Here is a 20323-nt window from a genome sequence, read left to right as displayed (position 1 = left end):
AGGGGGATCAGCGGCTCGCTTGAGTATTAAGCGAAATATTGCTGAACATTGACGTCGCTGCAAACAGGACAGTGGAAATTACAAACAGGCCGGAAAGAAAATTCAAAATACCGGCGACAAACAAAGTACCGACCAGTACGTCTTTTTTAAATTCGTTCATTGTGCTCAAATCCTCTGTTTAATCTTGCATTTGGCAAGATTTTCTGTGCTTTCTCGTTAAGTTGCTGCACACTATACCGGAGATAAAAAAGTTTACAATTAGGCATTTATTAAATAAATTGTATAAAATTAAGAAACAATAAAAATGTCAACGTTTTTTAGCTCCTTTATAATGTCCCCGGAGGCAGAATGGACAAACTAACCAGCATGAACGTTTTTGTCCGTGTCGCCAAGGCCGGCAGCTTCGCCGGCGCTGCCAAGGATTTAGATATTTCCAGAGCCATGGCCACCAAGCACATCATGCAACTGGAAAGCGAACTCAACACCCGCTTATTCAACCGTACGACCCGCAGCTTAAGCCTGACGGAAGCCGGCGAGGCTTATCTGGAACGTTGCCAACAAGTGCTGCTGGACGTTGCAGAAATGGAATCGGCCATCACCCATTTGCAAACCGAACCGCGTGGTACGTTGAAAATTCTGGCGCCGCCGGTGATCGGCGCCAGCCATATCTCGCCGGGTCTGACCGAGTATCTGAAAAACTACCCGGATCTGTCGGTGGAGATGGTGTTAAAGGGTGGCCAGGTTGATTTGATCGACGAGGGCGTCGATCTGGCGATCTACTTGGGCCAACTCAACGACACCAGCCTGGTCGCCCGCAAGTTGGCAAGTTCGTCATTGGTGGTCTGCGCCTCGCCGGAATACCTGAAAAAACACGGCATCCCGCAAGACCCGGAAGACCTGGAAGACCACAGCTGCCTGATCAACTGGGCGATTCCGCCGCGCAATAAATGGCGCTTCAAAGGCATCCTCGGCGAACGCACCGTCACCGTGACCGGCCGGATGCAAGCCAACATGGCCGACCCGATCCGCAATGCCGCGGTCAACGGCCTGGGCCTGATCATGCTGCCGCGCTACATCGTCGGCCGCGACATCGAACAAGGCCGTCTGCAAGTGGTGATGGAGCAATACGGCATCGCGCCGTTGGAAATCTACGCGGTCTATCCACACCGCAAGTATTTGTCCGCCAAAGTCCGTTCCTTCCTGGAGTTCATCCAGGCCTGGCTGCCGCACCGGATCGGCATGAACCCGTGACCGAGCTGCAAAACAAGTGGGACGCGATTTACCGCAACGCAACGGCAGCACCCGCCGCGGCGGAGTTACTCGCCAACCACTTGCATTTGCTGCCACGACAGGGCAAAGCGCTGGATTTGGCCTGCGGCCTAGGCGGCAATGCGCTGTTGTTGGCCGGATCAGGACTGAGCGTCGACGCCTGGGACGTGTCGTCGGTAGCGCTGGATAAACTCCGCCACTATGCCGATCGGCAAAGCCTCAGCATCAATACCCGGCACTGCCAAATCGGCAGCGAATCGTTAGCGGAGCACCGCTACGATGTAATTGTCATCTGCCGTTTTCTTGACCGCACCCTGTGTAATGCGATAATGGCGGCCTTGAATCCGGGCGGCCTGCTGTTTTATCAAACATTTACCCGCGACAAGCTTGACCAACACGGCCCCAGCAATCCCGATTACCTATTGGCGCGCAACGAGCTTCTCCAGCTGTTTCAGCCCCTGAGCGTGGTTTTTTACCAGGAATACGCCAGGATCGGTGACACGCGGCTCGGCAACCGAAACGAAGCCTGTTTCATCGGGCAAAAAACTTGAGCGGTAACCCATGATAGAAAATCTCGACCCCAAACAAGCCTGGGACTTGTTGCAAACCGATCCCAACGCCGTGCTGATCGACGTCCGCACCGCCATCGAACACGGCTTCGTCGGCCATCCGCCAAAGGCCATCCACGTCGCCTGGAAAGAATTCCCGGGGATGCAATTGAACGCCGATTTCGTTGCCCAGGTCCAGCAACACGCGCCGAATAAAGCGGCGCCGGTACTGCTGTTATGCCGCAGCGGACAACGTTCTGTAGATGCCGCCAAAGCCCTGGAAGCCGCCGGCTACCAGCATTTGGTCAATATTCTGGAAGGCTTTGAAGGTCCGCTCGACGCCAACCAGCATCGCGGCAAGCTCGGCGGCTGGCGTTTCCACGGCCTGCCTTGGAGCCAAAGCTAATCCCCCCATTCACTGTAAACCCATAGCCACCCATTTCCGCGCCGGCTCGCGTTTTTAGCAAAGCCGGCGCACGTTCTTTTGTAAAAAACTTAATAAATCCCGTGATAGAAAAACTCAGAAATATCGCCATCATCGCCCACGTCGACCATGGCAAAACCACCCTCGTCGATCAATTGTTGCAACAATCCGGCACCTTCGACGCCCACGAAAAAGTCGACGAGCGGGTGATGGACTCCAATGCCCTGGAGAAAGAACGCGGGATTACGATCCTGGCGAAAAACACCGCCATCGATTGGAACGGCTATCACATCAACATCGTCGACACCCCGGGCCACGCCGACTTCGGCGGCGAAGTCGAACGGGTGCTATCCATGGTGGATTGCGTATTACTATTGGTCGATGCGGTGGACGGCCCAATGCCGCAAACCCGCTTCGTGACTCAGAAAGCTTTTGCCTTGGGCTTGAAACCCATCGTCGTGATTAACAAGGTCGACCGGCCCGGCGCGCGCCCGGATTGGGTGATCGACCAAACCTTCGATTTGTTCGACCGCTTGGGCGCGACCGACGAGCAACTGGATTTCCCCATCGTTTACGCCTCGGCGTTGAAGGGTTATGCCGGCTTGGAGCTGGAAAGTACGGTCGAGGGGGGCGACATGACGCCGCTGTTCCAAACCATCGTCGACAAAGTCAGCCCGCCACCGGTCAACATCGACGGCCCGTTCCAAATGCAGGTGATCAGCCTGGATTACAACAGCTATGTTGGTGTGATCGGCATCGGCCGCATTCAGCGCGGTACCGTTAAATCCAACCAGCAACTGACCTTGATCAACCGCGAAGGCACTACCCGCAATGTGCGGATGCTGCAAATCTTCGGCTTCAAGGGTCTGGAACGGATCGAAGTGCCGCAAGCGCAAGCCGGCGACATTATTGCCTTTACCGGTATCGACAAGTTGGAGATTTCCGACACCCTGTGCCAACAAGACGCGGTCGAAGCCTTGCCGCCATTGAAAGTCGACGAGCCGACCGTCAGCATGACCTTTCAGGTCAACACCTCGCCGTTCGCCGGCAAGGAAGGCAAGTTCGTCACCTCAAGGCAGATTCGCGACCGTTTACAAAAAGAATTGCAGCATAACGTGGCGTTGCGGGTCGAAGACACCGAGGACCCGGACAAATTCAAGGTTTCCGGCCGCGGCGAGCTGCATTTGTCGATCCTGATCGAAAACATGCGCCGCGAAGGTTACGAACTGGGCGTGTCGCGTCCGGAAGTGATTTTGAAGGAAGTCGACGGCGAGATGCACGAACCGTTCGAGATGGTGACCATCGAACTGGAAGACGAACACCAGGGCGCGATCATGGAAAAGTTAGGCGAACGCAAGGGCGACCTGCTGAACATGGTGCCGGACGGCAAGGGCCGCACCCGCTTGGAATACATGGTGCCGTCGCGCGGCCTGATCGGTTTCCAAACCGAATTTTTGACCGCCACGTCCGGTTCCGGCTTGTTCTACCACGTCTACGACCACTACGGGCCGATGAAAAAAGGCAACGTTGGCGGCCGTATCAACGGCGTACTGGTGTCGATGGTGCAAGGCAAATCGCTGGGCTATGCGTTGTTCAACTTGCAGGAACGCGGCCGCTTGTTCATCGAACACGCCACCGAAGTCTACGAAGGCATGGTCATCGGCATCCACTCGCGCGATAACGACTTGGTGGTCAACCCGACCAAAGCCAAGCAGTTGACCAATATCCGCGCCGCCGGCTCCGACGAGAACATCCTGCTAACGCCGCCGATCAAGATGAGCCTGGAGCAGGCGCTGGAATTCATCGCCGACGACGAGCTGGTCGAAGTCACGCCGCAATCGATCCGCTTACGTAAAAAACTGCTGACCGAAAACGAGCGCAAACGCGCCTCGCGAGCCAGCGACTAAGCGCGAAACCGATTGCGGCCTGGCTAATACTTGGCCGCAATCGGCATCTGCCGCCCGGCGCCGAAGGCGCGGGAGCGGACCCGGATGATGGGCGGCGCCTGACGCCGCTTGTATTCGTTGCGCGTCACCATCCTGCTGATGCGTTGGAACACCGCCTCGCCTTCGGCCGCACGCCGATAATCGCTAACAAAATCGCAGGCCCGGCGGTATTCCGCTTCCGCCAGCAAATCACCCTCGATCAATAGTTTCAATATTTCGTCCAGCACCGGATACGGCGGCAAACTGTCGGTATCTTTCTGGTCGAACGCCAATTCGGCCGAAGGCTCCTTGATCAGAATCGACTCCGGAATCAACGGCCGGCCGGCGCGCCGGTTCATATAGTCCGCCAAGCGGTATACCTCGGTTTTGTACAAATCGCCGATCAAACCCAAGCCGCCGTTGGTGTCGCCGTACAAGGTGCAATAGCCGACCGAGATTTCGCTCTTGTTGCCGGTGGTCAGCACCAACGCGCCAAACTGGTTGGAATACGCCATCAACACGGTGCCGCGTATCCGCGCCTGTAAATTTTCCAACGGCAGACCCGCCAGCGGCGTGGCGAAGCTGGCTTGAAACTGGACTTTGAAGGCAGCGACCTGTTCCCGAATCGGATGCGTCAATAACCTTACCCCCAACGCGTCGCACAACAACTGCGAATCGGTGACGGAACCGGCGCTGGAATATTCGGAAGGCATCGTTACCGCGATCACGTTGTCCGGGCCGAGCGCTTCGGCCGCCAAGGCGATGGTCAACGCCGAATCGATACCGCCCGAGGAACCGACCACAACCTGTTGGAAGCCGCAGCGGCGGGCGTAATCGCGCAACCCCATAAGGATATGCCGAACGACAAACTCCGGCTCCGGCAAAGGCTGGCCAGAGCCGACGCCATGAAACGCGCCGGCGCTAAACTCGACCGGCTCGACTGCCGCTTCGAAAGCCGGTAATTCGAACGCAAGCTTTCCGTCCGCATCTACTCCAAACGAGGCGCCGTCGAACACGATGCTATCCTGGCCGCCGACTTGGTTTACGTATAGAATCGGCAACCGGTGGCGTCGCGCGGCACCGGCGATAATCCGGTGGCGTTGGTCGCGCTTGCCGATATTGGACGGGCTGGCGTTGATGCTGACCACCAGGTCCGGCCCGATCGCGGCCAAAGCCTGGTAAGGATTGACCGGATAATCGTTGGCAGCGTCGTTCCAGCCGTCTTCGCAGATCATCAAACCTACTTTATAGCCGGCGACTTCGACACTGGCGGCGGTGGCCGGCCCCGGCTCGAAATGCCGGCGTTCGTCGAAAATGTTGTAGGTCGGTAACAATTGTTTATGGTACGCGGCAAGCACTTGGCCGTTTGCCAGCGCAAGCAACGAGTTATGCAGCGGCTTGCCCGGCCCGGAACGGGTTTGCGGCAAACCGGCGATAACGCTAATTCCCGGAAACCGGCGGGAAAGTTCCGCCAACTCCGCCAGAGCCCGCTCAGCCTGACGGATGAACGCCGCGTCGTTCAGCAAATCTCCCGGATAGTAGCCGCACAGCGAAAGCTCCGGAAATACCAGCAACTGCGCTTGCAGCCGCTCGGCGTCGCGAAACGCCTGCTCGGCGATGCGCAGGTTGCCGGCAAAATCGCCGACGGTCGGATTGGTTTGGGCGACGGCGATACGCAATGGTGTTTGTCCCGGCATAACTGATCCCCGCTTCAGACGTAGTGGTTGAAAATCTGCCGCAAATAGGCGACGAAGGTCGGGTCGTCGCACAAGGTCTTGCCCGGCGCGTCCGATAATTTGGCGACCGGATCGCCGTTGCAGCGCATCAGTTTCATGACGATATTCAGCGGTTTGACGCCAAGGTCGTTGGTCAAATTCGTGCCGATGCCGAACCCCAGCTGGATCCGGCCGGCAAATTGGCGGTACAGCCCGATCGCTTTCGGCATGTCCAGATCGTCGGAAAACACCAGACGCTTGGTGTGCGGATCGATTTTTAACGCTTGGTAATGGGCGATGGCTTTTTCGCCCCAAATGCCCGGATCGCCGGAATCGTGGCGCAAACCGTCGAACAGCTTGGCGAAATACAGATCGAAATCGCGCAAAAACGCATCCATGCCGATGGTATCGGTCAAGGCGATCCCCAAATTGCCGCGGAACTCCTGCGCCCAATCCTCCAGCGCCGTGCGTTGAAACTCGCGCAAGCGGACGATATGCGCCTGATAAGATTGCAAATACTCGTGCGCCATCGTGCCGATCGGTTTCAGCCCGTATTTTTGGGCCAGATAAACATTCGAGGTGCCTTTGAACAAATTCGGCAATTCGGTCGACAAGGTCTGCACCACTTCTTCCTGCCAGCCGCCCCAGGCCCGGCGGCGCAAGCCGAAGTCGAAAAACTCGAACGGATGGGTTTCGGCCGGTTGTTCGGCAAAGTCTTTCAGCATCGCGATTTTTTGTTGCAGCCGGCGCCGGCCTTCGGCCAACAAGGCCGCTTGATCGAAACGGCGGAAATACAGTTCCGAGACGATGTATAAAACAAAAATCTCGAAATTCATCACGTGAACTTGCGGGCCGGCGGCATCGATTCTAAGCCGGTCACCCTCGGCATAGACTTGCAGATATTTGGGTTTGAAGCGGAACAGCGATAAAAACTCGATGAAATCCGGCTTCAAATAACTAAGCCCGCTTAAATACTCGAGTTCGTAGTCGGCGAATTGCAGTGCGCACAACTGCTCCAACTCGCGCTTGACGTCGGCAACCAGTTCGGCCAGCGGATATTCCGGCGTGTTGCGGCAGACGAAACCGTATTCCGCGGTGGCTTCGGGGCGTTTATGCAGCATGGTTTGCCACATCGGAAATTTATACAGATCGTTTTCCAACAAGCTTTTTACAATCGGGGCCATCGCTTCCTCCGTTACGGCCAGCAGGGGCCGAGTTCGCTAGTGGCGGCCAAGCGGACGCCCCGCCGCCGCACATCGTCAAAAAATTGCTCGGCCAACGCTTCGCAACCCGGCACCGGGCTCATGCAATCGGTCAGCAGCGTCAAACGTTCGGCAATATCGGCCGGGCCGTATTGCAACAGGTCCAACACGGTTTGCCTGACGCAATGGCTGCTGGCCTGGCCGGCCACCCAGACCGGTTGCCGACCGGCCAACAGCTCGAGCAAGTGCCGGTTCAAGTCGGTATCGGCGTCGCCGGGGTAGGGAATCACCGCTTTCAACGCCGAAAAGCTTTCGGTCCAGATGTTGCGGCCTTTTTCGATCACATCGATAGCCTTAAAGCGTTTGGACTCCCAGCGTTGCAGCGCACCGGCAAGTTCGGGGTTCACATTTGCGCCCGGCGAGCCGACCAGACAATGCGGCGGCCACAGCGTCAACGCCAAACCGAGCTGCTCCAGATTTTGCAAATATTCCAGAATGTACTGCTCGGCGTCGGCGGATATTGCTGCCGCCAACGCGCGGTAACGGCCGTGGCGGACGTCCGCCGCCGTGACCTGGGTAAACGGCGGCGGCAAGGCGCCGTTCGCGTCGCGCCACATCGTGTGATGCGCCAGATCGATACTGTGGTGTAAATCGAGGCTGACGATGACCGAATCTATCGCCTCGGCCAGCCGATCTATCAGCCGGACCAGGCGCAGGCAGTCCTGATAGGCGCCGGGAACCGGCAAAGCCGGCAAAGCCGGCAATGCGCCGGCGAAGGGACGGTCGCAAAAATCGTTTTGGGCATCGATGATCAACAATTGGATCGCATTCATAAGCCTGCTCCGGCTATAAAATCGGGACGGGCTTAGCTTATTCCTGTTAGTTACATATTGCAACTATTAAAACAACGAAAAATATCTATAAAATAAGACTTAGATTGCTAAATTTCACATTTTGTTACTAAACAGCCTGAAGGATAAACGCTCTCTATGTCCGAGCGGATGATTGCAACGATAGATTTGGTGCTGCTGACGATTCACCAGCAGCAATTGAGCGTGGCCCTGGCCAGGCGCGAACACGAGCCTTTCGCCGGCCTGGATGCCTTGCCGGGCGGCTACATCCACGCCGAGACCGACCGCGACAGCCTGGATGCGGCGCTGCGCATTCTGCGCCAGAAAGCCGGAGTGAATCCGCCTTACCTGGAACAGTTGCGTACCTTCGACGGCTGCGCCCGCGACCCCAGGGGCTGGTCGATTTCGATCGCATATTTTGCGTTGGTCAACGCCGAATTGCTGCTGCAGGCCGGGCATCCCGGATTGTCGATTTGCCCGGTCGATGCGCTGCGGCGCTTACCCTTCGACCACAACGACATTGTCCAGGCCGCGGTGGAGCGCATCCGCAACAAATCGCAATATTCTTCGTTACCCTGCCACTTGGCCGGGGAACGCTTTACCTTGCCGAAATTGCAAAAAATCTACGAAGCCTGCCTGGGCGAGACGCTGAATAAAGTCAGCTTCCGCCGAAAAATGGACGAACTGGGAGTGCTGGAGGAATTAGCGGGGCAAACCGAAGCCAACGGCGCTCACCGGCCGGCGCAGGTCTACCGGCTGAAAGCAGAATTTGCCAACGCCTTGAAGTTGTTGCAGCGGGGATTATGACCGCCTTGCACCAAGGCGCGCCTCCGATCCGGATCAGGCGGCCTTGGTCCTAAGAATTACTGCAACACGAATTTGGTGCCAATCACCAGCAGCAAAGTCGCCAATACCGGCCGCAATACATGTTCCGGAATTTTCGCGCTCAAATGGCTGCCGATCCAAATCCCCGGCACCGACCCCAACAACAGACTAATCAGCAAATCCAGATCGAAATTGCCCAAACTCAAATGGCCGAGGCCGGCCACCGCGGTCAACGGAATCGCATGCGCCAGATCGGTGCCGACGACTTTCAAAGTCGACATTCTCGGGTACAAGAACAGCAAAGCGACTGTGCCCAGCGCACCGGCACCAACCGAGGACAAGGTGACTAGCACGCCGAGTACGGCACCGGTCAGCACCGTCGCAATTTTCTCCCAGCGCGGCGAAAACCGGCCGCTGTTTTCCTGAGTGCTGTGGTCGTCGTCGATCTGCTGTTTGGCGGCTTTGCGCAACAGCAAACTGCGCACCAACAAGGCGCATGCCGTCAGCAGCAGCGCCACACCCAAGGTAAACGTGATCGCGCCGGTGGTTTCCTTGCCGACCGCCATCAGGTTTTTCAAGACATACAAGGTCGCACCGGCAAACGGCAAGCTACCCAGCCCCAGCCAGCCGACGATTTTCCAGTCCACCGAGCCGTGTTTGCCGTGGTGGACGAACACACCGGCGGTTTTGGTGATCGAGGCATAGAGCAAATCGGTACCCACTGCGACCGCCGGTTTGAAGCCGAACAAAAACACCAATAACGGCGTCATCAAAGAGCCACCGCCGACGCCGGTAATGCCGACCAGCAAACCGACTGCGAAGCCGGATAAGGTATACATCAAATTCATTTTTTACCTTTTCAATTCGTAAAATTCGATAACGGCTGCATTATGCCAGCGCAAGCGATCAAACTATTAATGCTATATCGGCATATAGTTATCCGAAAATTAGATATTTGAGCCGGTAAGGCTAAGGGGCCGTTCGTGGCCGAAAGCGACGAACGGCCGGAATGGAAAATGCGAATCAAGAATCGGTTTGGGCGCCGGGGACTGCGACCCGAAACCAGGCGGCATACAACGCCGGCAGAAACAGCAAGGTCAAAATGGTGGCGACGGTCAATCCGCCCATGATCGCAACGGCCATCGGCCCGAAAAACGCGCTGCGCGTCAGCGGTATCATCGCCAGAATCGCCGCCGCCGCGGTCAGCACGATAGGGCGGAACCGGCGCACGGTGGAATCGACGATGGCATCGAAGTCGCTGCTCCCGGCCCGCTTGTCCTGCTCGATCTGATCGACCAGGATCACCGAGTTGCGCATGATCATGCCGGACAACGCAATCGTGCCCAGCATCGCCACGAAACCGAACGGCTGCTGGAACACCAGCAAGAACAAGGTCACCCCGATCATGCCCAAGGGCGCGGTCAGCAACACCAAGGCCACTCGCGAAAAACTTTGCAACTGGATAATCAGCACCGTCAACACGCTGAACAAAAACAGCGGCATGCCGGCCGCGACCGAATCGCCGCCCTTGGCCGATTCCTCCACTGCGCCGCCGACTTCCAGGCGGTACCCGAGCGGCAATTGCCGCCTGATCTCGTCCAGTTGGCTCTCGACCTGGGCCGACACCACCGGCGCCTGGATAGTGCCGTACAGATTGGCGCGCACCGTCACGGTCGGCAACCGATTGCGGCGCCAGATCACGCCCTCTTCGAAACCGTATTCCAGTTTGGCAAGCTGCGATAGCGGCACGCTACGGCCGTCCGCGGACGGAATCATCAGGTTTTCCAGCCGCGACAAGTGCTTGCGTTCGGTGGCGGTGCCGCGCACCAGCAAATCGATACGTTCGATGCCCTCCCGAAACTCGCTGACGTATAAACCCTGCGAGGCGCCGTTGACCAGATTGGCGATGTCGCTGGATGTGATGCCCAACAAGCGGGCTTTGGACTGGTCGATATCGACGCGCACCACTTTCACCGGCTCTTCCCAATCGTGCTGCACATTCGACAGATGCGGATTGGCGCGCATCACCTCGGCGATCTGGCGGGCGATGGCCTGCAAAGTCGGCAAATCCGGACCGGAGACGCGAAACTGCACCGGAAAGCCGACCGGCGGCCCGTTTTCCAAACGCAACACGCTGCCGCGCAAGCTTGAAAAATCCTGTTCGAACAAACGAATCAATTTTTCCCGCAACGCTTCGCGCTCGGCCGGACCTTTGGTCAAAACCACCAACTGGGCGAAACTGCGTTGGGCCAGTTGTTGGTCCAGCGGCAGATAGAAACGCGGGCTGCCGGTGCCGACATAGGCCACGTAATTGTCGATGCCGTCCTGCCGCTCCAGCCAGGCCTCCAGCTTTTTCACCTGAGTTTCGGTCGCGGCATAGGAAACGCCCTCGGCCAGACGCAAATCGACGATCAATTCCGGTCGGGTCGAGTCCGGAAAAAACTGTTGCTGGACGAACTTGAAGCCGAAAATGGCCGCGCCGAAGATTGCCACAGTCAACAAAATCACCCAGCCCCGGTAAATCACGCAGGTTTCCACCACGCCGCGGAAGCGCCGGTAAAACGGGGTTTGGTACAGATCTGCGTGAGCGGCTGCCGCAACCGGCGTCTTTTTCCATTTCGCCCGGAGCCGGTTCAGGATCGAGTCCGGGCGCCGGCCTTCCCGAAATTCCGGCAACAAGTGAAAGCCCAAATACGGCACGAACACCACCGCCGCCAGCCAGGACACCAGTAATGCAATCACCACCACCTGGAACATGGAACGGGTGTATTCACCGGTCGACGAGGCCGCGGTCGCAATCGGCAGAAAACCGGCCGCAGTGACCAAGGTTCCGCTCAACATCGGCATCGCGGTCGAGGTGTAGGTAAAGGCCGCAGCGCGGCTACGCTCCCAGCCCTTTTCCATTTTCGAGGCCATCATCTCCACCGCAATAATGGCATCGTCTACCAATAGCCCTAACGCCAATATCAGCGCCCCCAGCGAAATTTTGTGCAGCCCGACGCCGAACAAATGCATCAGCCAAAACGTCGCCGCCAATACCACCGGAATGCTGATCGCGACGACGACGCCGGTCCGCAGCCCCAAAGACATCAGGCTGACGCCCAAGACGATGACCAAAGCCTCGACCAGCGATTTGACGAATTCGTTGACCGAGCGCTGCACCGCTTGCGGTTGCGACGACACCGGATGCAATTCCAACCCGATAGGCAATTGGGCTTGCACCGCTTTGACTTCGGTATCCAGATTGCGGCCCAATTGAATGATATCGCCGCCGTCGCGCATCGATACCCCGATCAACAGCGCGTCGCGGCCTTGGTAGCGCACCCGGTCGTGCGGCGGATCTTCGAAACCGCGGCTGACGCTGGCGACGTCGCCCAGGCGGAATTCATTGCCATTGGCGCGCAATCTGAGGTCGCGCAATTGTTCCAGGCTATCGTAACGGCCGCTGACGCCGATGCGGATATGCTCGTCACTGAAATCGAAACCGCCGCTGCCGGTCATCAGATTCTGGGTTTGCAAAGTGCGGATCAGCGTCGCGGTATCGATGCCGATCGTCGCCAGTTTGGCGTTGGATAAATCGATGTAAATTCGTTGCTGCTGCTCGCCGAAGAAGTCCACTTTCGCGACGTCCCCAACTCGTAGCAACTGGGCGCGTACCGCATCGGCATATCGCTTGAGCGCGGCATAATCGTAACCGTCGCCGACCAGGGCATAGAGGTTGCCGTAAACATCGCCGAATTCGTCGTTGAAGGTCGGCCCTTCCACCCCGTCGGGCAGGGTTTGGCGGATATCGAATATTTTTTTCCGCACCTGATAAAAAATGTTCGGGACTTCCTCCGGCGGGGTCGAGTCCTTGGCCAACACGAATATCAGCGATTCGCCCGGCCGCGAGTAACTGCGCAGATTGTCCAGCCACGGCACTTCCTGCAGTTTTTTCTCCAGCTTGTCGGTGACTTGCAGTTCGACTTCGCGGGCGCTAGCGCCCGGCCAGCCGGTGCGTACCACCATCAGCTTGAAGGTGAAGGGCGGATCTTCGGATTGACCGAGCCGGCTATAGGAAACGGCGCCGACTACTGTCAACACCAACAGCGCATATAACACCAAAGCCGGGTGGCGTAACGACCATTCGGAAAGGTTGAAGCGTCCGGTCATGGCCGCTCCCGTCTAACCGGCTGCACAATCTGGCCCGGCACCAGGGTTTGGGCGCCAACCGCCACCACCCAATCGCCGCTCTGCAAGCCTTGGTTGACAATGGTGCCGTCCTCGCGGAACGGGCCGGTTTGTACCGGGCGCGGGGTAACGGCGCCGGTGGCCGGTTCGACCACCCAGACCACGGCCTGGCCGTCGCGCTGGGTCACGGCGGTCGACGGCAATAACCAGGCCTGATCGGCTGCCGCCTCGAAGCGAACCCCGGCCGTCATACCCAGATGCACGGCGGCATCGGCGTCGGCCAAAGCCACCCGCATCTGAAAGGTCCGCGTCACGCTGTCGGCGGCCGGCGCCACTTCCCGCACCGATCCGCGGTAAACCTTACTCGGTAGCGCCCATAGTTTGATTTCGGCCGCCGCACCAAGCGCTGCGCCGCCGATATGGGATTCCGGCGCGGAAATGGCTACTTCCAGGCTGTCGGTCGCCGCAATTCGCGCCACCACTTCGCCGGCCTCGACCACCTGGCCCGGTTCGGCCCGAATTTCGGTGACGACGCCGTCACGGTCGGCCTGCAATTGGGTATAACGGGATTGGTTACTGCGGACGGCGGCGTCGGCTGTGGTTTGTTTGACACGGGCCTGAGCCGATTTGAACTTGGCTTCCTGAATGTCCAACGCTTGGGCGGACACGAATTTACGTTGGAATAAACTGCGCTGGCGCTCCAACTCGGCCTGCGCCAGCGCCAAATCGGCCTCCGCCGCGTGCAGCTCGGCTTGCGCCGAGCTGGCAGACAGGCTGGTATCCTTGTCGTCCAGTTTGGCTAGCACCTGTCCTTTCCTGACCACGGCGCCGCGTTCCACCAATCGCTGGACGATTTTGCCGGGTATCCGAAAACCTTGCGCGCTTTCGTAGCGGGAACGCACCTCGCCGACCAACACGGTAGGGGCCGCTCGGGTACGCTCGCCGACTTCAACAATCTCCGCCGGACGGGGTTTCGGCGATATCGCAACTTCTTGTTCGCAGGCCGTTAACAACAAGAACGACATCGTCAAAAACACTCTCATCGCATCTCCTTGAAAAAAAATCCACAGAATTGCCAGTCATCATTTGTGCATCGCTTTAACGATCAGTTCCAGGGGCGTTAAGGAAATCAAGGCGCGGAACAATACCGCGTTGTCCGAACCGAACAAGCCGTAACATTCGTAATCCAGCGGAGTCGCCTTCGGGTCGCCGAAATCGTGAGCCGCCGACTCCTCCGCCGGCTTGATCAGAATATGTAGCGCGTCGTTACTTCTGAGTTGAGCCAGTAAACGCCTGTCGATACTGATTTTGTGCGAAGTATAGACCATGGGGTTGCGCTCGAAATCGTGCAGCCATTTCAGGGCTTTTTCCAATAACGCGCTGGACAGCAAGGCACACGGGAATATTTCCGGAAATTTGACTTTATCCTGCAACTCGTCGAAATACTCGGTTTGGTCGCGCAGCGACGCACACAGAAAATTCTTGGCGTTGCTGGTCATCATGAATTTACGCTTCAGGAAGAAGCCGTTCGGCAAAAAACAGCGATCCGGCTGAATCTTCAATTCGCCGATGCGCGACAAATTCGGATTCGGCAAAAACAGCGGCTCGACCGTTTCTTTTTTGTAGCCCATCAAGGCCAGATTGCCTTCGGCCTTGACCGCGATACGGTTACTCAATACCGGCTCGGGCTCGGCTTTGAATTGGCTGTCCTTGATCTCGACCTGAATCGTCTGGCCGGGCTTGATCGCATTGGCGAAGGAAAATTGATAGTTACTGAAATGCAGCCCATGCCGCTCGATCAAATCCGCTTCGTCCCGGCTAGCGCGAAACGTTGCAAGTCGGCCTTCGATCAGAGACTCCAACTGGAAACCCAACGAAATCGGTCCGTCGAACGGATTGTCTTTAATCCGCTGCCATTTATGCGGATCGTGAAACAGATTGAAATCGTCGGTGGAATTGCGGGCGACATCGACATGGAGCTGGGTAAAAACGTCCTGAATCTTCGAATGCATCTAAGGGCCTCCGCAGTTTATGGTCCGGAACTTGACCCGGAAAAGGCTAGCACCGGATCGCCACTCCCACAAATCGGCCCACTCCGATAGAACAAAACCCCCTTTTATTTTTCCCCGCCGCACAACCCGGCTAACCAAGCCTGCAAACGGTCGAAACCGACGTACTCCTGCTCGAGCCTGACATTTCGGCCGTAACGGTTGTCGCGCAGTGCATCGTACAGCGCGCTTTCCTCGGCGGTCAGACCGGATAAATCGGCCCGGCCGGGCGCGGCTTCTGTCACCCACGAGGCGCGGTGAGCCAGCAAGGTGGCTTGGTCCATCAACAGTGACCGGGTTTGCGGAAAATATTGACGAAACTGGCTCAGAATCGCAAAGCCGTGGCTGTCGATATCGCCCCAATAATGGATTTGTTTGTCGCGCAACCACCCGGCTTTCGCCAACGCGTCGAAGCCGTACCCCCTGCCGAAAATGACGATGCTATCCGCGACTTCCGGAAAGGCCAGACCGTTAATGTCGTTTTCGGTGACGAACACCCGCACTACCGGCAAATTCAAAACCGCAAACTCATCGGCGGTGACGCTTAAGTCGGTCAAGCCGGCGATGGCAAGTCGGCTATCCAACACCCGAAAGCGAATCGTCGCCGGCTTCGCCAAAAAGCCGTAACGCGCTTCGAAACCGGCAACACCGGTTTGCGCGACGTCGATTGCCGACTCCGGCAACAGCAAATCCAGCCATTCGCCCAGCAATTTCTTGCGGCTTTCGATAAATTTACTGTCGATGCCGGGCAGGCTGATCTGGCGCAGATAAATGCCGGGCCGGGGATGCGCGACCATCCAACCGGCCACGCTCAACAGTTTTTGCCATTCGCCCGCATGCTCCAGAGCCCGTAGCGGGTATTTCAACAGCCAGCCACGCAACACCGCGAAATCGCCAGTCAGCGTCGTCGCCAATTGCGCAAAAACCGCCAACTCCCTGGATTTTTTCAAATACGCCGCGGCATCCTCCGCCGTATCGAAAACCGCCGCCGCCGGCAAGCGATTCCGTCCCGACAGCCGATGATTGATCTCGCGCCATTCGACCGAAAAATGCCGGGCATCCGCCGCCAGCCAGGTTTCGACCCAAGCCTGCACCCCGCCAAAATCGGCGGCCAGTTGCGCCGGACTGGGTTGCTTCAGCGCGATTCGCAACGGAAACAAACCGTTGGGCGCCAAACTTTCCGCCAGAATTTGGCCGCGCTGCCAGCGCTTGTCCAGTTCTAAGCGCAGCTCGGCCGGCAAAGTCCAGACCGGCTGGCTCATCCGCCGCGCGCCGCGCGTTCGGCCCGATATTGTTCGATGCTGAGATTGCGCAGTTTCGAGGCGCGGCCTGCTTCGTTATGCACAAAGCCGACTGCCGCCACGTAAGGTTCGATGATGTGGATTTTCTGCAGCGGCGTGACGATCAGCAATTGCAAATTGAGATTCTCGAACAGTCGCAAGCCGTATTGCGCCGATTCGTCGGAACCGCGGCCGAAGGCTTCGTCGATCACCACGAAACGGAACGAACGCGAGCGCAACGCACCCCACTCCAGGCCGAATTGATAGGCCAAGCTGGCCGCCAGAATGGTGTAGGCCAGCTTTTCCTTTTGGCCGCCGGACTTGCCGCCCGAGTCGGAATAATGTTCGTGCTCGCTGCCGTCTTCCCGCCACCGCTCGCTGGCGCCGAAATTGAACCAATTGCGCACGTCGGTAACTTTACCGGTCCAACGCCGGTCCTGCTCGGCTTGGCCTTCGCGGCCGCGAAAGCGTTCGATGATTTTTTTGACTTCCAGAAACTTGTTTTCCGAATATTGCTCGTCGTCGGAACCGGTCAACGCGCCCTCGGTGCAGGCGCGCAATTCGCTTTGAAAATCGCGCACGTCGGCATCCGGCGTCGGCTGCGCTTCCAGCACGATGTAGCGGTTGGTGTTGTAGTCGATCTGGGTCAGAGATTCGTTGATACGGGCGATGCGCTCCTTGATGGTCTCGCGCTCGCGGGCCAGTTGCGACTGGAAGTTGGCGACCTCGCGGATGGTGTTTTCGTTGAGCAATTCCTTGAAACGGGCCTCGAAGCGCGGCAGATCGTCGGCTTGCAAGCTTTCTAACATGGCTTGATATTCGCCGCCGGCAGCGATGCCGACATCGACTTCCTGGGTTTCCAGCGGAAATGCCGCGCAATAGCCGCGCATCGCATCGATGATTTTGTCGCGCAGGTTGTTGAGTTTCTTGGTTTCCGCGTCGATCCTGGCTTGCAGCCAGCCGCGAAAATCCTGTTCGCGGTTGTCGCAGGATTCTATCGTCAGTTGCCGCTCGCCCAACACTTCGCCGCGCATCGCGTCGAGCGCCGGGTAATGTGCGGCATGTTCCGCGCCGGCCTCGCGCAAAATCTCGCCGGTTTCCGCCAGCAGCGCTTCGGCAGCCAGCTTACGTTGTTCGGTGGCGCCGGTTTCCTTGATATTGCCGTTTAACGCCTGCTCGGTATCGGCCAGCGCTTGTTGTAGCGTCTCCAACTGCTCGGTCAGTTGTTTGAGCAGATCGGACGCCGCTTCCAACTCGCGTTTTTCGTGTTCCAACCGGGCAATCTCGCCGGCCAGTGGTCGCCAATCCAGCTCGCGGAAATCGCGGTACTCGCCCAAACTGGCCAAGGTCGCCAGTTGCGCCTTGACCGCTTGCCTCGCCTGGTCGATCTGCGCCAATTTGCCGGCCAAATCGGCGAGACGGCTTTCCAATAGCTTGGCCTTGGCTTCCAGTGCGGCAATCTTGGCGGCATTGCTCCAGCCCAGCACATAGCGGCTGCGGTCGTCCAGGCGGTGGCGGTCGTCTTTTTCGTGGCGTTCGCCCGGCGCCTTGATTTGCCCGGCGCGGGTGACGGCCTTTTGCTCGCGGCGAAATTGCTCCTGGGTGGCGCAGCAGGCGACGTCGAAACGATGGGCGATTTCGCGCTCCAGCCAATCGTAAAACGCCGAGTCGGGCTTGATCGCCAGTTTGCGAACCAAGGAATCGCGGTGCAAATCCGGCAAATCGCCGCGTTGGCCGGACCGCACCCGGAAGTACACCAGCCGGCCCCGCAACTGCGTCCGGTCCACCCAGTCGGCCACCGCCGAATAATGCGCATCCGGCACCAGCAACGACAAGCCGAAATTGCGCAGCAAGCGTTCGGCGGCGCCTTCCCAATCCTTGTCTTCGTCGCGCACCTGGATCAGCTCGCCGGCGAACGGCATTTCGGCCTCGGCCAGATTCAACGCCCGGCACAGCGCCTCGCGCATTTTGATTTGGGCATCGTCGATGTTGCTGCGCCGGGCTTTCAGGCTGGTCAATTCGGCTTGCAGGTCTTGATGGTCACGGCGACCTTCGGCAAAGGCCACGCCGATTTCGCTGGCCTGGTTCTGCAAATCCGCCTCGCGAGCGCTGGCGCGTTCCCGCACATCGGCAAATTGCTTTTGCTGCGCCAGGAAGCCGTCGCCATCTTCCGGGGCCGGCAAGTCCAAGGTTTGCAGCAATTTTTCGTAACGGGCGGATTTATCGCGGCGACGCGCCATTTCATCTTGCAGACGCTCGATTTCCAAGCCCAGTTGGGCGATGCGATCGCCGCCGTTGGCGGCAATGTGGCGTTGCAGTTCGCCCGCCGCCATTTGCTGCTGGCGCTTGCGCTCGCTCAGCCGGTCGAGCTGGGCATTTTGCCGGGCAAGTTCTTCATCCAATGTTGCCAGGCGCTTTTCCAGCAAGCCTTGCTTCAAGCCGGCGAAAAACGAACGCAAGGCTTCGCGGCAGGCGCGCAGGGTTTCGGTTTGTTCGTGCAGTTGTCCGTGACGCTGGCAATCGGCCACCAACGGCGCCAACAGACTCATCTGGCGCTTGGCTTTCAGCACCGCGTCGTGGGCGCGGTTCAGGTCGTCGAAATGATTGATCAACGCGGCGATGCGCGGCGCCACCTCGGACGGCTCCAGCATGTGGCTGCGCACGAAGTCGGTCAGATTGCCGACCGATTTCATCGATACGGTTTGATGGAACAATTCCAGCGCCTGCTCGTTGTCGATGCCGAAGCGGCGGCGGAACCAGGCGCCGTAAGGCGGAAAGCTGTCGTGCAACTCGGCGCCCAGGCCGCGCAGTTTCTTGCGCAATTGGCCTATGTCGCTGCCGAAGTCGGAAAAATCGCGGGCGATGCTCAAATCGCGCTCGGACCCGACGAACAGCCGCGCCGGCTGGCCCTGACGATCGGCAATCCAGAACACTTGCGCCAGCGTCACGGTCTGGTCGTAGCCGGCGTTGTGAAACACGCCGAGGATCACCGAATAACTGTTGTCGCCGCGCAAGGCCACCGGCTTGGCGCTGCCGCTGACTTCGTTGCGCTCGGATTTGTAATGGCCCAGCACGTAGGAACGCAGGCTGCGCTCCTTGCTGTCCGCGCCGGCCGCCTTGTTGTAAGCGATGCGTTGAGCCGGCACCAGCAGCGTCGTCACCGCATCGACCAAGGTCGATTTGCCGGAACCGATGTCGCCGGTCAACAGCGCGTTGCGGCCATTGAGCTGCAAGCTCCAGACCCGGCCGTCGAAAGTGCCCCAGTTATAGACTTCCAGCCGTTGCAAGCGGAAGCCGGACAGGGTGTCGTCGTCGACGAAATCCAGCGACAGTTGCAGGTCGTTTTGCATTATTCCCCGCCAGCGGTCAATTGGGTTTGGTATTCGGCCAGCCGCGCGTCGAACTCCGACAACCATTGCGCATCGACGAAAGCCTTGAGAATGCGCCTGACCTCGTAACTGGCGGATTGATTGGCAGCGGTCTTGAGTTTACGTAAAAATCCCAGTTCGACCACCTTATTGATATGGGTTTCGATCTGATCGATCAGCCGCGCTTCGTTGCTGCGTTGCGGCAAAAACACCCGGATCAATTCGACGATGTCCTCGCGCGACAACACCAGCCGGGTCTCGCCGCCGCCCCGGTCGAACTCGGCCAAACGTTTGCGCAACAAGGCCAGCAACAAACTGACCGGAAACGACAAGGGCCGGCGGGCGATCAAACGCGGCAACTTCGGCGCCGCCTCGTCGTCCACACCCTCCAGCTGGCGCGAACGCAAAAACGCATAGCCCTCAGCCTCGTCCAACACCAACTCCAAACCCAACACCGCCACGTAATCCCGCACCCTGGCCTGCAGATTCAGCAGCGCGCTCCACAATCCGCCGTCGGTTTCCTGGTAGATCACGCCTTTCAGCAAGGGAATCACAACGGTCGACAAGTCGTATTGGAGAGCTATTTCGGGGTCGGTTTCGGCCATGCTTATGTCGTTTTGATCGAGCGGGCGTTGAATTGTGCGTATTTTAGGGTAAAACCCTCGATAAAAGAGACAATCTGCTTTTAGGCTTTCGAT

General features: G+C 58.3%; 16 protein-coding genes. 5 read left to right on the top strand and 11 right to left on the bottom strand.

The genetic code is table 11. The features are described from left to right. Positions 1-7: 7 nt before the first annotated feature. Entirely contained in the window at positions 8-160 is a 153-nt protein-coding gene (locus PL263_RS14760; protein WP_186289544.1) for a hypothetical protein, read from the bottom strand. A gap of 188 nt (positions 161-348) precedes the next feature. On the opposite strand from PL263_RS14760, the gene PL263_RS14755 reads away from it, so the two are divergent. From PL263_RS14755 to typA, 4 genes are all read left to right on the top strand, one after another. Continuing rightward, on the top strand, positions 349-1251 hold the full coding sequence (locus PL263_RS14755) for a LysR family transcriptional regulator (RefSeq protein ID WP_140911985.1): 903 nt from the start codon (positions 349-351) through the stop codon (positions 1249-1251). Further along, complete coding sequence (locus tag PL263_RS14750) at positions 1248-1820, top strand: methyltransferase domain-containing protein (protein ID WP_278210058.1); 573 nt, start codon at positions 1248-1250, stop codon at positions 1818-1820. Before PL263_RS14755 ends, PL263_RS14750 begins: the two co-directional genes overlap by 4 nt. Before the next feature lie 10 nt (positions 1821-1830). Next, entirely contained in the window at positions 1831-2223 is a 393-nt protein-coding gene (locus PL263_RS14745; protein WP_140911987.1) for a rhodanese-like domain-containing protein, read from the top strand. A 101-nt stretch (positions 2224-2324) separates the two neighbouring features. After that, positions 2325-4148 carry a translational GTPase TypA gene (gene typA, locus PL263_RS14740; protein ID WP_140911988.1) on the top strand — a complete coding sequence of 608 codons (1824 nt, stop codon included), beginning with the start codon at positions 2325-2327 and terminating at the stop codon, positions 4146-4148. A gap of 23 nt (positions 4149-4171) precedes the next feature. Here the strand turns inward: typA and PL263_RS14735 are convergent, their stop codons facing one another. From PL263_RS14735 to PL263_RS14725, 3 genes are read right to left on the bottom strand one after another with little or no spacing between them, the layout of a single operon-like run. Then, positions 4172-5863, bottom strand: coding sequence for an NAD+ synthase (locus tag PL263_RS14735; protein WP_278210057.1), 1692 nt, complete (start codon positions 5861-5863; stop codon positions 4172-4174). Between the two features lie 14 nt (positions 5864-5877). Beyond that, positions 5878-7065, bottom strand: coding sequence for a nicotinate phosphoribosyltransferase (gene pncB, locus PL263_RS14730; RefSeq protein ID WP_278210056.1), 1188 nt, complete (start codon positions 7063-7065; stop codon positions 5878-5880). 11 nt (positions 7066-7076) lie between these two features. Continuing rightward, positions 7077-7916, bottom strand: coding sequence for an isochorismatase family protein (locus tag PL263_RS14725; RefSeq protein ID WP_278210055.1), 840 nt, complete (start codon positions 7914-7916; stop codon positions 7077-7079). 156 nt (positions 7917-8072) lie between these two features. On the opposite strand from PL263_RS14725, the gene PL263_RS14720 reads away from it, so the two are divergent. Next, positions 8073-8741, top strand: a complete 669-nt coding sequence (locus tag PL263_RS14720; protein WP_278210054.1) for an NUDIX domain-containing protein — start codon at positions 8073-8075, stop codon at positions 8739-8741. Positions 8742-8797: 56 nt separating this feature from the next. Here PL263_RS14720 and PL263_RS14715 read toward each other — a convergent pair whose 3' ends face one another. The 7 genes from PL263_RS14715 to PL263_RS14685 all read right to left on the bottom strand — a co-directional run bounded on the left by PL263_RS14715 (position 8798) and on the right by PL263_RS14685 (position 20230). Further along, the gene (locus PL263_RS14715) at positions 8798-9607 is read right to left on the bottom strand and encodes a sulfite exporter TauE/SafE family protein (protein WP_278210053.1); all 810 of its coding nucleotides are present in this window, start codon (positions 9605-9607) and stop codon (positions 8798-8800) included. Positions 9608-9782: 175 nt separating this feature from the next. Next, complete coding sequence (locus PL263_RS14710) at positions 9783-12911, bottom strand: efflux RND transporter permease subunit (protein WP_278210052.1); 3129 nt, start codon at positions 12909-12911, stop codon at positions 9783-9785. Continuing rightward, positions 12908-13972 (bottom strand): efflux RND transporter periplasmic adaptor subunit, encoded by a 1065-nt coding sequence (locus tag PL263_RS14705; RefSeq protein WP_278210051.1) that lies wholly within the window; start codon positions 13970-13972, stop codon positions 12908-12910. The genes PL263_RS14710 and PL263_RS14705 overlap by 4 nt, the downstream gene beginning before the upstream one ends. A gap of 39 nt (positions 13973-14011) precedes the next feature. Then, entirely contained in the window at positions 14012-14941 is a 930-nt protein-coding gene (locus PL263_RS14700; RefSeq protein WP_278210050.1) for a hypothetical protein, read from the bottom strand. Between the two features lie 104 nt (positions 14942-15045). Next, the gene (locus PL263_RS14695; RefSeq protein WP_278210049.1) at positions 15046-16239 is read right to left on the bottom strand and encodes a Wadjet anti-phage system protein JetD domain-containing protein; all 1194 of its coding nucleotides are present in this window, start codon (positions 16237-16239) and stop codon (positions 15046-15048) included. Next, positions 16236-19607, bottom strand: a complete 3372-nt coding sequence (locus PL263_RS14690; RefSeq protein WP_278210048.1) for an ATP-binding protein — start codon at positions 19605-19607, stop codon at positions 16236-16238. The genes PL263_RS14695 and PL263_RS14690 overlap by 4 nt, the downstream gene beginning before the upstream one ends. Beyond that, a complete protein-coding gene (locus tag PL263_RS14685; RefSeq protein ID WP_278210047.1) occupies positions 19607-20230 on the bottom strand; it encodes a DUF4194 domain-containing protein in 624 nt (207 codons plus the stop codon). The genes PL263_RS14690 and PL263_RS14685 overlap by 1 nt, the downstream gene beginning before the upstream one ends. Between the last annotated feature and the right edge of the window lie 93 nt (positions 20231-20323).

The organism is Methylomonas sp. EFPC3, from assembly GCF_029643245.1.
Lineage (GTDB): Bacteria > Pseudomonadota > Gammaproteobacteria > Methylococcales > Methylomonadaceae > Methylomonas > Methylomonas koyamae_B.
Note: the sequence above shows the minus strand (reverse complement) of the source record. Positions and strands in the feature narration are given on the sequence as shown.

Bases quoted from the DNA above. Each gene is read 5' to 3' on its own strand.
- PL263_RS14695 (WP_278210049.1), bottom strand. From the start codon at position 16,239: ATGAGCCAGCCGGTCTGGACTTTGCCGGCCGAGCTGCGCTTAGAACTG.
- PL263_RS14745 (WP_140911987.1), top strand. From the start codon at position 1,831: ATGATAGAAAATCTCGACCCCAAACAAGCCTGGGACTTGTTGCAAACC.
- PL263_RS14735 (WP_278210057.1), bottom strand. From the start codon at position 5,863: ATGCCGGGACAAACACCATTGCGTATCGCCGTCGCCCAAACCAATCCG.
- PL263_RS14690 (WP_278210048.1), bottom strand. From the start codon at position 19,607: ATGCAAAACGACCTGCAACTGTCGCTGGATTTCGTCGACGACGACACC.
- PL263_RS14755 (WP_140911985.1), top strand. From the start codon at position 349: ATGGACAAACTAACCAGCATGAACGTTTTTGTCCGTGTCGCCAAGGCC.
- PL263_RS14710 (WP_278210052.1), bottom strand. From the start codon at position 12,911: ATGACCGGACGCTTCAACCTTTCCGAATGGTCGTTACGCCACCCGGCT.
- PL263_RS14705 (WP_278210051.1), bottom strand. From the start codon at position 13,972: ATGAGAGTGTTTTTGACGATGTCGTTCTTGTTGTTAACGGCCTGCGAA.
- pncB (WP_278210056.1), bottom strand. From the start codon at position 7,065: ATGGCCCCGATTGTAAAAAGCTTGTTGGAAAACGATCTGTATAAATTT.
- PL263_RS14720 (WP_278210054.1), top strand. From the start codon at position 8,073: ATGTCCGAGCGGATGATTGCAACGATAGATTTGGTGCTGCTGACGATT.
- PL263_RS14725 (WP_278210055.1), bottom strand. From the start codon at position 7,916: ATGAATGCGATCCAATTGTTGATCATCGATGCCCAAAACGATTTTTGC.
- PL263_RS14760 (WP_186289544.1), bottom strand. From the start codon at position 160: ATGAACGAATTTAAAAAAGACGTACTGGTCGGTACTTTGTTTGTCGCC.
- PL263_RS14700 (WP_278210050.1), bottom strand. From the start codon at position 14,941: ATGCATTCGAAGATTCAGGACGTTTTTACCCAGCTCCATGTCGATGTC.
- PL263_RS14715 (WP_278210053.1), bottom strand. From the start codon at position 9,607: ATGAATTTGATGTATACCTTATCCGGCTTCGCAGTCGGTTTGCTGGTC.
- PL263_RS14685 (WP_278210047.1), bottom strand. From the start codon at position 20,230: ATGGCCGAAACCGACCCCGAAATAGCTCTCCAATACGACTTGTCGACC.